The organism is Limosilactobacillus mucosae, from assembly GCF_013423865.1.
GTDB classification, from domain to species: domain Bacteria; phylum Bacillota; class Bacilli; order Lactobacillales; family Lactobacillaceae; genus Limosilactobacillus; species Limosilactobacillus mucosae.
Genome location: NZ_CP058954.1, coordinates 1,827,543 through 1,840,492 on the forward strand (window position 1 = coordinate 1,827,543; position 12,950 = coordinate 1,840,492).

Sequence of the window (12,950 nt, forward strand, 5' to 3'; positions counted from 1 at the left end):
ACCTATACTTAGACTACAAGTAAATAATAACGCTAATTCAAACTGACATTACAGGAGGTTTTATCATGATTGACGTAAGACAGACCAATGAACTGACGCCTCAAGAACTGGTTACGATCTTTAAGGAACGGACCAGCGTTTTTGTCGTTGAACAGACCTGCTATTATCAAGAAGTCGATGACGAAGACTACCAATGTTTTCACGTGCGGATTTTAGACGATCAGACCAATGAGCTGATGGCCTACGCGCGCATCATGCCTAAAAAAGACTCCGTAACTTTTGGCCGCGTGCTGGTCGTTGAAAAATTCCGCAGGCAGGGGCTGGGCAATCAGCTGCTCAAAGCCGTCTTGGACTATATCTCAACGCACTTTCCTGGTCTGGACGTTGAGATTGAAGCGCAGGCCTATCTAACCAAGTTTTATGGCAGCTTTGGCTTTAAACAGACATCCGAAATCTATCTACTGGATAATATTCCTCATTGTCAGATGAAACTGGCCGCAAGCATTGATTGATAAACGTTTGACATCAAGCCGTCAACTCCTTAAAATTAAAATGTAAAACAGCGCTTTCAAATTGACAGAGGGGTTGAAATTATGGAATGGACTCGCGAGCAACGCTACTTACCTTATGAAAAGCACAGCGCCTTGGAACTGCTGAAACTGCAGGCACAGGCCGCCAATTCGTCTTATCAGATGCATTATCATGTGCGGCCGAGCTCTGGCTTGCTGAACGATCCAAATGGCTTTTCCTATTACAATAATGAATGGCACGTTTTTTACCAGTCGTTCCCATTTGGTGCCGCTCATGGTCTAAAGTCATGGATGCACATGATGTCACCGGACCTGGTACATTGGCAGAATCATGGCCTGGCCCTGGCACCGGACACTGAATATGACAGTCATGGCGCTTATTCAGGATCAGCCCGTGTAATTGATGATCGGCTGTTCTTAATGTATACCGGCAATCATCGTGATGCTGACTGGCAAAGAACGCCTTATCAGCTGGGAGCCTGGCTGGACAAACAAAACCAGGTAACCAAGCTGGACCAGCCACTGTTTGTCAATCCCGATCACATCAGCGAGCATTTTAGAGACCCACAGTTGTTGAAACATAATGGTAAATACTACGCCATCATTGGTGCACAAGAAAAAGACACTCAAGAAGGACACATTGATCTATGGGTCAGCGATGAGCTTACGACTGGCTGGCAAGAAGTCGGCTATGTTGATTGTATGGACGATTCAATGGGCTATATGTGCGAATGTCCCAATCTGATCGACGTTGACGGCCATCCCGTTTTGATTTTTTGTCCGCAGGGCTTGGATAAAAAGGTCGCCGACTATGAAAACATCTACCCGAACATGTATCTGACCGGTGATGATTTCGACTATGAAAAGGCTAAACTGATCAACAGCTCACAGATTCCCGTCAACCTGGATGATGGTTTTGACGTCTATGCCACGCAGGCCTTCAATGCGCCAGATGGCAAGGCTTATGCCATCAGTTGGGTAGGCTTGCCAGATCTTTCCTATCCTACCGACACGGAAAACTGGGCCAACTGTCTGAGCCAGGTTAAAGAACTGCACTATCAAAACGGCCGCCTGCTTCAAAAACCCGTTGCGGCAATGAAAGAACTGCGCGGCCAGGCTGAATCGTTTAATGGCAACGTCAGCCACATCAAGACCGGCCGCCAGTTTGAGATGACCGTTGACATCGCCGCCGACCAAGCTGGCACGCTCTTTTTAGCAGCTGCCCAGGATCTTTCTGCCGGTTTACAGGTGCGTTTTGACACGCGGACTGGTAAACTAAGCGTAGATCGCAGTCATGCCGGCCAACCTGTCGCTCCCGACTTTGGCACGGTAAGAAGCGTAAAGCTGCCAGCCGATCAGCCTCTAAAGCTTGACGTTTTTATCGATCATTCGCTAGCCGAGATTTTCGTCAATGATGGCGAGCACGTCTTGACTCTGCGCTTCTTCAATGATCCTTGTCAGGTCTGGGCAGGCTTTAATGAACGGATCAATGCTCACGGAACGGTATGGCAGCTGAAAAACATGTGAAGGAAGTTTTGTCAGTGATGCTCAATCAGCCTCTGGATGTTTTTGACTTAAAAAAAATCCAGGTCAACGCCACGAAAGCCGAACTGGAAACCGATGGCAAGCTGCAGCGCCGCCAAGTCCCAGTCGAAAAGCTCGGTGAATACGTTCCCGTTCAGCGCGATCCAATCAATTTGATCAAGCTGACCGAAGCCAAGATGATCCCTGAGCTGCTGCCATTGCGTCATCAACGCATGGCCGCCAGCCGCTTCGCCTTTTTTCGCGGCACCGCGGAATTAATGGAACAAGACCTTAAGCAGCAGTATCAAAGCGGCATCTCAATCATTATCAATGGCGATGCCCATTTAGGAAACTATGGCTTCTATGCCTCGCCAGAACGCAAATTGCTGTTTGATCTCAATGATTTTGATGAATCTCGGATCGGCAATTGGGAAAGCGACTTAAAGCGCCTTTTGGTCAGCACCTATTTGGTTGGCCTGCAGAATAATTTTGAGCCAGATCGACTGCAGACGCTCTTAAGCAGCATGTGCAAGGTTTATCGACGCGGCGTCAAGCATGCCGAGACGCTCACTCTGCTGCAGCGCTTTTATTTTTCATACGAGATTCATGATATGATTCAAACGCTGAACTCGCTGGAGGATAACGATCGTGCCGAAATGAGCCGCATCGTCGATCGAATTCTCAAAAAGAGCCATAAGAACAACTCAGAAACGGTCATCAAAAAATTCACGACGCTCAATTCGCGTGGTCATCTGATCTTCCGTGAGAATCCGCCCCGCGCCCGCCACGTCAGCGACCACACTTTCAGACAGATTCAAGCTGCCTATAACAGCTATCGCAACTACGTCAGAGAAGACATCCGCGTTTTGCTGGCCAGCTACCATCTTTCCGATGTGATTCGCTACAGCGTCGGCGTTGGCAGCTTTGGTACGCGCTGCTTTTTATTGCTGCTGACCGGGATTGATGGCAGTCACCTGGTCCTGCAGATGAAAGAAGCCTTGCCGCTGCGCTATAATCTGCTGGCCATGCCGGTTGCTGAATCCATCAAAAGCAGTCTGAATGCTGGACGGCGGATCGTTACGGCACAAAAGGTTCTGCAGTCGGCTTCTGATCCTTTTCTCGGCAGTACGCATTTTGATGGTCGCGGCTACTACCTGCGCCAATTCCGGGACATGAAGGAATCAATTGACACGACCCGCTTGGATTTTGAAAGTCTGAGCGTTTATGCCGAGATCTGCAGTTTTTTATTAGCCATGGCGCATTTCCAAAGTCCTACCGCTCCTCGCATTGCCGGCTATCTGCGCAAGCAAAAACAGCTGGATGAAGGCTTGGCCAACTGGGCAGTTCAATATTCCAAACAGGTCGATCAAGACTATCAGCGCTTTTTAGCTTACCTGAATCAATAGCAATTATAAAAACACCTCGTCTGGCAACTGCCAAGCGGGGTGTTTTTAGCTTCATGAATAGTTAGACCGCTGGACTGGTCGGTTTCTTCATCCGGCGTCGAACCAAGAAATACATAGCGATCAGAATCAGCAGCGCGACCAATGCCCCGCTGCAGCGCTTGAAATCAGCATTAAACAGTGCATCACCGCCAAATGCATACAAAAAAGAGGTTGGCAGCATTCCACCGGCAATCATCAGCAGAAAATGCCCGCGATCAAGCTTCATTCTAACCCCGGCATAATCAACCAAAACGCTGGGAATTACGGGAATCATGTAGCCAATCGTCAAACCAATCAAAGGATGCTGCTGATCGGTCAGTGCCGTCAGCAGGCGACTGGTCTTGATTTTTTTTGAAACGTCGACGTGCTTGATCAGCCCAACGACCAGACAGCTGCCCAAGACGTTGCCGACCCAGTTCATTGCAAAACCGATCCATGGTCCATAGCATAGACCAGCCAGGATGCAGAGCAGCGAATTGGACATTCCTGGAATCGCATTCAAAAGGCCAATCACAATGGTTAACAGCACGATATCAGCTGCCCCATGCGAACGAATCAGCTTCATCAATTGATGCCGATGCGCCACGGTTGGGTCAACCACCAGCATCAGTTCGCACCGAAAATCCCAGACCAATAAAATCAGCCCAATCAGCGCTAAAATACCCCCAACCGTCAAAACAATTCTGCGTTTTTTCATTGCAATCTCCCCTAGACTAAGACGACCCCTGTCCAACTGATCAGCCAGGCAGGGGTCGCGCAATAGGTGTGTATATAGTATACGGGTTTATTGTATGAAACTTTACCGCCAAGTGCAACTAAATTCATCAATTCATTGATAGTCAGCATGACACCAGCGCTGTTTTTCAATCCTCCAACAAAGCTTTCTAATCAAGATCACTTGTCTGGCCAATAACCCATCAATTTCACGCCTAAGCATTTCCTTTCACCAGCCGCTCTACAAGACTCAGTCCCACCAGGTATTGATATTCTGGAGATCCAGCTGCAGCCGATCCCACTGCCGGTTTAAGAGATGATGAGCAGCTGTTTTTAACTGAGCTGCCGTGACATGGCGATCGCTCGTCAAACCGCGCTTGGCAAATTGATGCGCGCTGGCTTTTAGATAGACCGCGTATGGTTCGATCAGGGCTGGCGAAATCTGCAGCTTTTTAACTAACACTCCGGCCATCATTGCAGATGCCTGCTGATAACGCTGCTTTTCCAAATAGCCATCCAGCTTGTCGGCCATTTCTTCAATCCACTGGTTCAGCGGATCGTCTGGCGTCAGGTCTTCTAGAAACCTTAGATTAAACGACCAGTCCCACCAAGGATGCTCACCTACAAACCAACGGCGCGCCGTTTGATCTTGAATCAACGGTGCCAGGCTCTGGTACAGTCGCTTGGTCTGCAAATGGCTGAACTCATTTGCCGGCCGGTGCTGCCAGTCTGCAATTACTGGTACCGCATGCTTTTTTTCAATCAGCTCCCATTGACACTGACCATCGTTAAGCTGTTTGAGACTAAGATAGCTGTCAAGCGGCACGGTTATTTTCTGCCATTGATCAAATGAATTTACCAGGCCCATATTTTTCCTCACTGATTAATCTTTTTCGTTTTCCAAGCGGTGCAGCGCATCATCCATGGCAGCCTTTTGCTCAGCAGTAACTTCGGGGAAGGAAAGATCCAGCTTGCCCAGCCGCTTGGTCAAAATATCCGAGACGACCAGCCGCGAGTACCACTTGCTGTCGCTAGGAATTACGTACCAAGGATTATTTTTGGTAGCAGTTTCGTTGATGGCTTTTTCATAGGCCAGCTGGTATTCATCCCAGTATTGACGCTCCTTGATGTCTGAAGCGGAGAATTTCCAGTTCTTTTCCGGCATAGTGATGCGCCGTTCAAACCGCTTCTTCTGCTCGCCTTTTGAAACGTGCAAGAAGAACTTCAAAACGACATAACCGTTGCGCGTCAAGTATTTCTCAAACTGGCGAATGTCTTCGTAGCGGCCATCCCAAAAGGCATCGTTGACATCAGCAATCGATAGGACGTTTGGCAGGTTGGCATTAAGAATCAGTTCAGGATGCACCCGGGAAACCAAAACGTCTTCATAGTAGGAACGATTCAAAATGCCGATTGCCCCGCGTTCAGGAAGTTTCTGGTGGATCCGCCACAAATAGTCGTGACTCAGATCAGTCTTGCTGGGCTGCTTGAAGTTATTGACCGTAAACCCAACCGGATCAATTCCAGAAAAGATGTGGGCAATCATACTATCCTTGCCGGCAGCATCCAGTGCTTGAAAGACCAAGACGACGCCATAGCGCGATCTTGAATACATCTTCTTTTGAAATTTCTTCAGTTTTTTTAGATTGGCTTCGATCTGACCCTTCACGTTTTCAATCATGGCCATGTCTTCATCGTTATAGCCATCGATTTTGGTTGGGGCCGCTTCAATATCAAAGTCCTTGCCAACAAATTTATACTGTTTGGTATCCATTGCAAAAACTCCCTTCAAAACATCATTAAAAATTATTATACCGCATTGGACGGCAACTATTCCGCCAATCAATCGAGTCAGCAGGCATTCTTAACTAATTGTGCAAAAGACGGTCCTAAAACATACCATTGCAGCAGTGCTTAGGTTTGAGAATGAATAAAAACCTGGCTTATAATTAAGTCAGCATCATTAGAGGAGGAGTTTTTAAATGACCGCGCAAGCAACCCTCGATTGGCAGCATGAGATTCACCATGCCATTATTGCCGCATTGCCCAACCGCGACTATGAACTGATTGCCTTTAATCAGGCCAAGTCGACCGAAAGCATCTACGCCAACGTTTTGCATGGTCAGCGGCTGTTTTATCTGCGTTTTTCCTGGCATGAGAATGAACGCTCGCGCCGCTTTGCCGATGCTTCTTTTGATCTGCGCCGCTATGGCAGTCATCGTGAGCTGGTTGCAAGTCTTAGAAAGAATTTCCAGCAGCCGCAATTTGGCAGCATCAAGCTTGGCTATTGGCATTTTGTCTGGCTGGCCATGCTGGAAAAGCTGGGCCAGACTGGCAATGAGCCGCTGCGTTTTAATAACGATGGCGTTTTGATCAATCATCAGCTGCTCAGCAATCCGGCGGCTCTGCATCGCTTGCGGGCATTGATCAACTTTGGCCTGGCAATCGCGGTTCATGAAGACGCCTACCTTGCCATCAGCAAAGACGGCCTTAACCTGCTCAATCATTACTGGGATGTTGCCGACTTTTCTGACAGCCGCCAGTGGGATGATAACCCGCGGATCATGACGATTGATGAACTGACTTGGCAGCTCAACAACATCAAGCCCCCTGTCCGCCATGCCAAACGCCATTAAATACCTTTAAACGCGCAACTCAAGCCCTGCTGAAGCCTGAGTCGCGCGTTTGCTATTTTATTTATGAATTCTCTTGATAGAACTGATGAGTCGCTCCTTCATTTTGCCAGGCCAGATAAAGTGCTTGATCAACAGGATGTTTTAACAACAGTTCCACGCCAAAAATCGGCTTATTGGTACCCTTTTGCAAAAACTCATGAGCAGATCCCGGCATAACCTGGCAAAGACCAAGGTAGACAAACTGCGACTGGTCCTGCTCATCCGAGTTTTTAACAAATAGATGCAGGCTGGCGTTTGGATTCAACAGCTTTTCAGCATCGCGGCTGTTCAGCGTGCGGTTGGTCTTGGAATAAAAAGAAAGCTGCGTCCGGCTGCGAAACTGATTGTCAAAGTCAATCGCAGCCCGCGTGTTTGAATGGTGGTAGGTAACAAACAAAATCCCCGTCTCACCCATGAAATAATAGCCGCCAATTCCATTAGGCACCATGTATTGAGCGTTGTTCAAGAGCTTGACGGCATCCATGCGGGTATAGCGCTGGTTGAGCGTCAGCGGCTGTTTCTGATCATACTTTTTAGCTTGTAGTCTTCCGGTTTCAATGGCATCATTCCAAAACAGCCCGAACTCAGCGTCTCTCAGATAGTTTTGAATCTGGGGGTGCAGCTGAATCTGCTGACCAGTCGTAATAATCAAGGGCTGATTGCCATAGCGGATCCGACTGCCAATCTTGCCTTTAGTCAGATAATATTCCAGCGTCAAGACTCGTTTAACCGATGCCAAAGTCGCGTCGTCAACCCAACAGCCATTCTGATGCAGTTGCGCTTGATAATCAGCGACTGTAATCGTTGACTGCTTGGTCAGCATTGCCAATAAGATCAGTTCATGCTGGCGCTTGCCATTGGCCAATTCCTCAGTCAGAAACTGTAAAACCGGTTCCGTTTGAGGATTGAGATTGACCGTTGCTCCCATTTTTTGCAGGAAGCGCGGATAGGTCTTAAACTTTTCGGCAAAGATGCTTTCATCAAGGATTCCTGCTCTTTGAAAATCAGCCATCAATGGTGTTCTTCCTAGCCGCTGCTTAAGCTGACTAAACTCGCTTTTGAGCAGACTCATCCCGGTCAGCTGCGCCTTTTCAACTGACGCCAGGATCCGCTCATAGGCCAGCCGCGTAAATGAGATCGTTGAAACTCCCAGGGTTGGCTCAGCATGCAGCGTCTGAAGCGCCCGACTGCGCTGGTGGGAATGATCATCAGTCAGTGCCTGGGGAATCAAATAGTTGTGCTGATAGTTACCGATAAAATCAATCACTGTCAAAAAATGCTTGCCTGGCGCTTTACGCAGGCCGCGTCCCAGCTGCTGCAGAAAAACGATTGCCGATTGCGTATCGCGCAGCATGATCACTTGATTGACGCAGGGAATATCGATCCCTTCGTTAAAAACATCAACCGTGATCAGATAAACCAGCTCACCGGCTTGCAGTCTGGCAACTGCCTGCTCTCTTTTGGCTGCCGAATCCTGTCCCGTTAGCGCCTGCGCCGGATACCCCTTCTGCGTCAAAAGGGCGGCCAGTTCTTGAGCTTCTTTGGTTCGCGAGCAAAAAATCAAGCCATGCAAGACATCCCCGTCATGTCCATAATAGTCAGCCACTTTGATTATCCAGTCCACCCGTTCAGGCTGAATCAAATGTTTGAGCGGCGTTTTTTCGCTAACGGTCTGCCCCTGCCAGACATAGTCACTGACGCCGACAAACTGAAATGGGCACAGCATCCGCTCGCTTAACGCCTCTTGAAGTCGAATCTCATAGGCCAGCTGGTAGTTGAACAAGGCATAGACGTTGAAATCATCGGTTCGATCCGGAGTAGCCGTCAGTCCCAATAAAAAGCGCGGCTGCAGCCAGTTGATGATTTTTTGATAGCTGGCCGCACCGGCATGATGGACCTCATCAATAATCACATAGTCAAAATCAGCCGGTCCAATCTGATCCAAGTGCCTTGCCAGCGTCTGAACCGTGGCAAACACGTATCGCGCGGTCCCAGGCGTCTGCTGACTGGTAAAAAAGCCATAGTCTTGATCTTGACCGCCAATAATCTTTTGAAAACTGGCCCGCGCCTTTAAAAGCAGCTGCTCACGATGGGCAACCACCAGGACGCGGTTAGGTTGGGCGCTTTGAACGGCAAACGCGGCCAAATACGTTTTCCCTGTCCCCGTTGCTGAAATCACCAAAGCCCGCTTTTCACCAGCCTGGCGCAGCGCCTCAATTCGTTTGCAGGCAGCTTTTTGCATAGCATTGGGCGTAATCAGATCAGACTGACTCGTTTGCGATGCTGAGCTTAAGACTGGTGCCTGCCAGCCTTTTTGATATGCCGTCAGCCATGCCGCGTTTAATTGAACCCCCGTCTGCCATTGATTGCCAAACTCAGCTGCAAACTGCTGAATAACGGCTCCTTGATGCTTAGAGCTGACTTTAAGACACCATTCGGCATTTTTTAAAAGCGCTTCCATCGTTAGGTTGGCACTGCCGATGATCAACGTCTCATAGTCTTGATGGTCAAACCAGTAGCCTTTTTGGTGAAAGCCGACCTCTCCAGTCAAGCGCACCTTCAAATTAGGAATCTTCATCAATTCGGCAAAGACCTGGGGAGAATTGAACTGCAGATAGGTTCCCGTCAAAAGCTCACCGCCAACTCCTTTTTGCGCCAGGTCCATCATAATCGACTTGATTGGCACTAAAACGGCCGGTGTAATAAAGGCAACTGCCATCTTAAAATTCGTGCAGGTGCGCAGTTCATTTTTGATTTCGTTAAAGATCGTATTGCCTTGTCGATTGGTTAAGATTGCTGGTCCCAGTGCGCCAGCCGGCAGACTGCCATCGATAAAGCCATTTTGTAAGTCAGCTCGCAGCTGATCATCTATCCACGTCATAAACCTCTCCTTAAGCTAACAATGTTGATCACGATATCTACTTTAGGTTAATTCAAAATCTGTGACAAAGCTTTTGCCTACAAACATGGCATAACTGCTTCAAAATTCATGAATTCTTCAATTTGAGGTGTTAAACTATTTTAGTCTTTACAAAAGTTTTTATATTCTAAATAAAAAAATCATGGAAGGAAATTGTAATGAACCAGCGACCAGCACGAAAAACTCAGTTTAAACCCAATCGAAGGCGCCGTCTGTTTAAATGGCTGACGATCATCCTGATATTTGTCACCTTAGGATGTACGGCCGGTTTGCTGATTCCTGGTCTGAATAGTTCTCGCAACGCCAGCGTTAAACTGTCATCACCCTTAAAAATCGTCCAAAAGGTAGTCTCCAACAGCTCCTCATCAACTGCCGACAGTACCAACACTCAGCTGCAGGACGCCTGGAAATCAACTCTGCAGCAGGCTGATGGGCACGTGGCCATTGCCGTCTACTCGAATCAAACCAAAAAGACCTACACGGCATCCAACGCTACAAATCATTCATATCGCATGGCCAGCACAGTCAAGGTCTCAATTTTGGTCGGTCTCTTGATGAAACAGGGCACATTAAACAGCAGCGAGCAGGCCAATGCCCAGGCCATGATTGAAAACAGCAGCAATACCGCCGCTTCGGCTCTGTTTGTTGAGCTGGGCGAAAAAAGCGGCCTGCAGGAGACTTTTGACAAACTGTGAATGACTGACTCTAAGGCCCATGAAGAATGGGGACTTTCAACTACTACTCCTAGCGATCAGCTTAAACTGCTCAACGCCATTTTCTACTCATCCAACCTCTTGAGCACCAGTCAGCAGTCATACGTGCGCAATCTGATGCAAAATGTAGAAAGCGACCAACAGTGGGGAATTTCAGCCGGCAGCACCAACTTCTACCTTAAAAACGGCTGGCTGGACGAAGACGATGGCTGGATCATCAACAGTATCGGCTACATACCCGGTAACAATGGCGCCAGCGACAGCTATACGATCGCCGTCTACACTGATGACAACTCTTCAATGCAAAATGGTGAAAATACGATTGAAAAGCTGGCAAAATCAACCAGCAAGATCTTAAACAAATAGGTCCAGCAGTTTAAGATCGGCACTGCTTTACCGATTCAGCATAAAAGCGCTGATTTAGACTTTGAACAGTCTGAATCAGCGCTTTTGCTTTTACTTTAGTTTTAGGGCAACCTGTGGCATGTCGTTAGGCGTTAGCTTGCTGCCTTTCAGTGTTCCCTTTATCTTAATCGTCTTTTTTTCAAGCTTGGTATCTTTAGGCAGCCACAGCGTCGTTGTTTTAGCTGCTCGTGCCTTCTTTTGACCGACTTTGATCAGCGCACCTTTTTTGATCGTCTGTGGTGCAAAGCGACCTAATACGCGATTATAGAGGTTATTGGTCTGTTGGAACTGATTGTTGAAGTCGCCAGGAACGTTTAAGACTACCGTAACCAGGCGGCGATTGTTAAACGTTCCGGTGCTGACAAAGCAGTTGCCGGCTGAATCAGTCGTCCCGGTCTTTAGGCCATCGATCTCACCATCTGCTCGATCCAGAGCCGCTCCCTTGATCATCAGATTGATGTTTTGCATGTGGTAGGTCTGTGAATCACTGACTGGGAAGTCTTCTTGAGCCGTCTTGGTAATATTGACGACATCAGGATAATGGTTTAAAAGCCAGCTGGCAATCTTAGCCAGATCAACGGCAGAAATCTGATTTTCGGCGTTTTTGGAGACGTTCTTTAAGCGCAAAGTCCCCAGATCCCCGTTTGAGAGTCCGATCATGTTATAGATCTTGGCATCGGTCACGCCAGCTTCTTTAGCCACCTGCTGCATCTTGGCATTGAACTTGGCCACGCTGCCGGCATCAGCTAAGGCTAGCGCTTCGGCACTGCCATCAGCTGAAACCAGCATCATTGAATCAACCAATGACTTAATCGTATAGCTCTCGCCTTCATTCAGCGGCACGTTGGAAAAGCGCCAATCGTTGGCCATTACCGCCACTGGATGCGAGATCGTTACTTTTTGATCCCAGCTTAGCTTATGAGCCTGAATATCTTTTTCAATTACGGCCAGCGTGAGAATCTTAATGGTGGAAGCAACCGGATACCGTTTTTGCGCGTTCTTTTGGTACAGAATCTGCCCAGTCTTAGCATCCATGGCAATCGCAGCCTTGGCAGCAACATCATGGCTCGTGCCTACGTTTTGTCCCGATTGGTGGCCATTGCTGTCTGATGAGCTGTCCTGTGCGACAACCGTTGATTCTTCAGTTGCCTCGCTATCAGCCAAAACAATCGAGGAGAGACCCAGCAGGCTGAGATTAAGGCTGAGCAGCACCAGAACCAGACTCTGCAGGCGTTTCTTCCAGCTATGTCTATTCATCTTTAGTATCAATCCTTATTAATAATTCTTTCTTTACACTGTCTTTTCTATCTTAACGCAAAATTCTTTCTGATTATCAGCAAAAACCAAAAATCCCTTATCGATTTTTAGCTGCTGGTTTGACTCATTGGTTTGATTGCCAGTTAATTATTGGCAAAGTCAGCGTTTCGATACTGCTGAATCCAAAGCTTGCTTCAAGCGCTGATTATTTGCATAACGGCCCAAACATCGATATTCTAAGGTCATCGGTTAAGCTTAGATTTTAATGACGCCAGCGAATCGAATAAATCTTGCTCAAATATCTTAAAACAATTATTTTCTAGCAAACAAAAGCAGGTGATTTAATGCAGCTAAAAATTTCAAAGACCGCTCAACAATGGCTGATCAAGCAGCTGGATCTGCAGCCTGGCAGCGGCGTGCGCTTCTTTACTCCAACTGGTGGCCGCAATGGACACGTCAATTATGGCCCCAAGCAGTCCTATCAAAGAGAAGATCAGCCCAAGCAGCCGGTTTTGCAGGTTATTATCGATGAGATCAACTATCATATCGATGATCAAGACAGCTGGTTCTTTTCAGGCAAGACCACGCTGATCGACTATGATCCGCAAAATGGCCTGACGTTTCATTTCTTTAATGGCAATGGCGAGCCGGTCGATGCCAACACCGCAGCTTCTAAAGGCAATACCCGCTTTGAGGGGCTGTGGGACTGATTTCGCCATAGTTATGACACTGCTGCAATCTGGATCAGGTTAGGTCCGTCATTAACA

12 protein-coding genes are annotated in these 12,950 nt (G+C 47.9%); 7 read left to right on the top strand and 5 right to left on the bottom strand.

What is annotated here, in order from left to right:
• The first annotated feature begins 65 nt into the window (after positions 1–65).
• From H0G69_RS09090 to H0G69_RS09100, 3 genes are all read left to right on the top strand, one after another.
• Positions 66–512, top strand: a complete 447-nt coding sequence (locus H0G69_RS09090; RefSeq protein ID WP_180304751.1) for a GNAT family N-acetyltransferase — start codon at positions 66–68, stop codon at positions 510–512.
• Positions 513–593: 81 nt separating this feature from the next.
• Positions 594–2,057 carry a sucrose-6-phosphate hydrolase gene (locus tag H0G69_RS09095; RefSeq protein ID WP_180304752.1) on the top strand — a complete coding sequence of 488 codons (1,464 nt, stop codon included), beginning with the start codon at positions 594–596 and terminating at the stop codon, positions 2,055–2,057.
• 17 nt (positions 2,058–2,074) lie between these two features.
• On the top strand, positions 2,075–3,460 hold the full coding sequence (locus H0G69_RS09100; protein WP_180304753.1) for a DUF2252 domain-containing protein: 1,386 nt from the start codon (positions 2,075–2,077) through the stop codon (positions 3,458–3,460).
• Positions 3,461–3,521: 61 nt separating this feature from the next.
• Here the strand turns inward: H0G69_RS09100 and H0G69_RS09105 are convergent, their stop codons facing one another.
• The 3 genes from H0G69_RS09105 to H0G69_RS09115 all read right to left on the bottom strand — a co-directional run bounded on the left by H0G69_RS09105 (position 3,522) and on the right by H0G69_RS09115 (position 5,987).
• Complete coding sequence (locus H0G69_RS09105) at positions 3,522–4,196, bottom strand: TVP38/TMEM64 family protein (RefSeq protein WP_109588112.1); 675 nt, start codon at positions 4,194–4,196, stop codon at positions 3,522–3,524.
• A 267-nt stretch (positions 4,197–4,463) separates the two neighbouring features.
• Complete coding sequence (locus H0G69_RS09110) at positions 4,464–5,081, bottom strand: hypothetical protein (RefSeq protein WP_180304754.1); 618 nt, start codon at positions 5,079–5,081, stop codon at positions 4,464–4,466.
• Positions 5,082–5,096: 15 nt separating this feature from the next.
• Complete coding sequence (locus H0G69_RS09115) at positions 5,097–5,987, bottom strand: PPK2 family polyphosphate kinase (protein WP_180304755.1); 891 nt, start codon at positions 5,985–5,987, stop codon at positions 5,097–5,099.
• A gap of 208 nt (positions 5,988–6,195) precedes the next feature.
• Here H0G69_RS09115 and H0G69_RS09120 point away from each other — a divergent pair, with 208 nt between their 5' ends.
• Positions 6,196–6,849, top strand: a complete 654-nt coding sequence (locus H0G69_RS09120) for a hypothetical protein (protein WP_034540710.1) — start codon at positions 6,196–6,198, stop codon at positions 6,847–6,849.
• 61 nt (positions 6,850–6,910) lie between these two features.
• On the opposite strand, the gene H0G69_RS09125 is transcribed toward H0G69_RS09120, so the two are convergent.
• A complete protein-coding gene (locus tag H0G69_RS09125) occupies positions 6,911–9,769 on the bottom strand; it encodes a DEAD/DEAH box helicase (RefSeq protein ID WP_180304756.1) in 2,859 nt (952 codons plus the stop codon).
• A gap of 197 nt (positions 9,770–9,966) precedes the next feature.
• Here H0G69_RS09125 and H0G69_RS10955 point away from each other — a divergent pair, with 197 nt between their 5' ends.
• Positions 9,967–10,503 carry a serine hydrolase gene (locus H0G69_RS10955; RefSeq protein ID WP_240164348.1) on the top strand — a complete coding sequence of 179 codons (537 nt, stop codon included), beginning with the start codon at positions 9,967–9,969 and terminating at the stop codon, positions 10,501–10,503.
• The gene (locus tag H0G69_RS10960) at positions 10,504–10,887 is read left to right on the top strand and encodes a serine hydrolase (RefSeq protein WP_240164349.1); all 384 of its coding nucleotides are present in this window, start codon (positions 10,504–10,506) and stop codon (positions 10,885–10,887) included.
• Positions 10,888–10,977: 90 nt separating this feature from the next.
• Here the strand turns inward: H0G69_RS10960 and H0G69_RS09135 are convergent, their stop codons facing one another.
• Complete coding sequence (locus H0G69_RS09135) at positions 10,978–12,096, bottom strand: D-alanyl-D-alanine carboxypeptidase family protein (protein ID WP_180305440.1); 1,119 nt, start codon at positions 12,094–12,096, stop codon at positions 10,978–10,980.
• Positions 12,097–12,527: 431 nt separating this feature from the next.
• On the opposite strand from H0G69_RS09135, the gene H0G69_RS09140 reads away from it, so the two are divergent.
• Positions 12,528–12,893, top strand: coding sequence for a HesB/YadR/YfhF family protein (locus H0G69_RS09140; protein WP_006500707.1), 366 nt, complete (start codon positions 12,528–12,530; stop codon positions 12,891–12,893).
• The last annotated feature ends 57 nt before the right edge of the window (positions 12,894–12,950 follow it).

What these genes read in the sequence shown, in the direction of transcription:
- H0G69_RS09095 (WP_180304752.1), top strand. Translation starts at nt 594, where the DNA reads ATGGAATGGACTCGCGAGCAACGCTACTTACCTTATGAAAAGCACAGC.
- H0G69_RS10960 (WP_240164349.1), top strand. Translation starts at nt 10,504, where the DNA reads ATGACTGACTCTAAGGCCCATGAAGAATGGGGACTTTCAACTACTACT.
- H0G69_RS09105 (WP_109588112.1), bottom strand. Translation starts at nt 4,196, where the DNA reads ATGAAAAAACGCAGAATTGTTTTGACGGTTGGGGGTATTTTAGCGCTG.
- H0G69_RS09125 (WP_180304756.1), bottom strand. Translation starts at nt 9,769, where the DNA reads ATGACGTGGATAGATGATCAGCTGCGAGCTGACTTACAAAATGGCTTT.
- H0G69_RS09120 (WP_034540710.1), top strand. Translation starts at nt 6,196, where the DNA reads ATGACCGCGCAAGCAACCCTCGATTGGCAGCATGAGATTCACCATGCC.
- H0G69_RS09115 (WP_180304755.1), bottom strand. Translation starts at nt 5,987, where the DNA reads ATGGATACCAAACAGTATAAATTTGTTGGCAAGGACTTTGATATTGAA.
- H0G69_RS09090 (WP_180304751.1), top strand. Translation starts at nt 66, where the DNA reads ATGATTGACGTAAGACAGACCAATGAACTGACGCCTCAAGAACTGGTT.
- H0G69_RS10955 (WP_240164348.1), top strand. Translation starts at nt 9,967, where the DNA reads ATGAACCAGCGACCAGCACGAAAAACTCAGTTTAAACCCAATCGAAGG.
- H0G69_RS09100 (WP_180304753.1), top strand. Translation starts at nt 2,075, where the DNA reads ATGCTCAATCAGCCTCTGGATGTTTTTGACTTAAAAAAAATCCAGGTC.
- H0G69_RS09110 (WP_180304754.1), bottom strand. Translation starts at nt 5,081, where the DNA reads ATGGGCCTGGTAAATTCATTTGATCAATGGCAGAAAATAACCGTGCCG.
- H0G69_RS09140 (WP_006500707.1), top strand. Translation starts at nt 12,528, where the DNA reads ATGCAGCTAAAAATTTCAAAGACCGCTCAACAATGGCTGATCAAGCAG.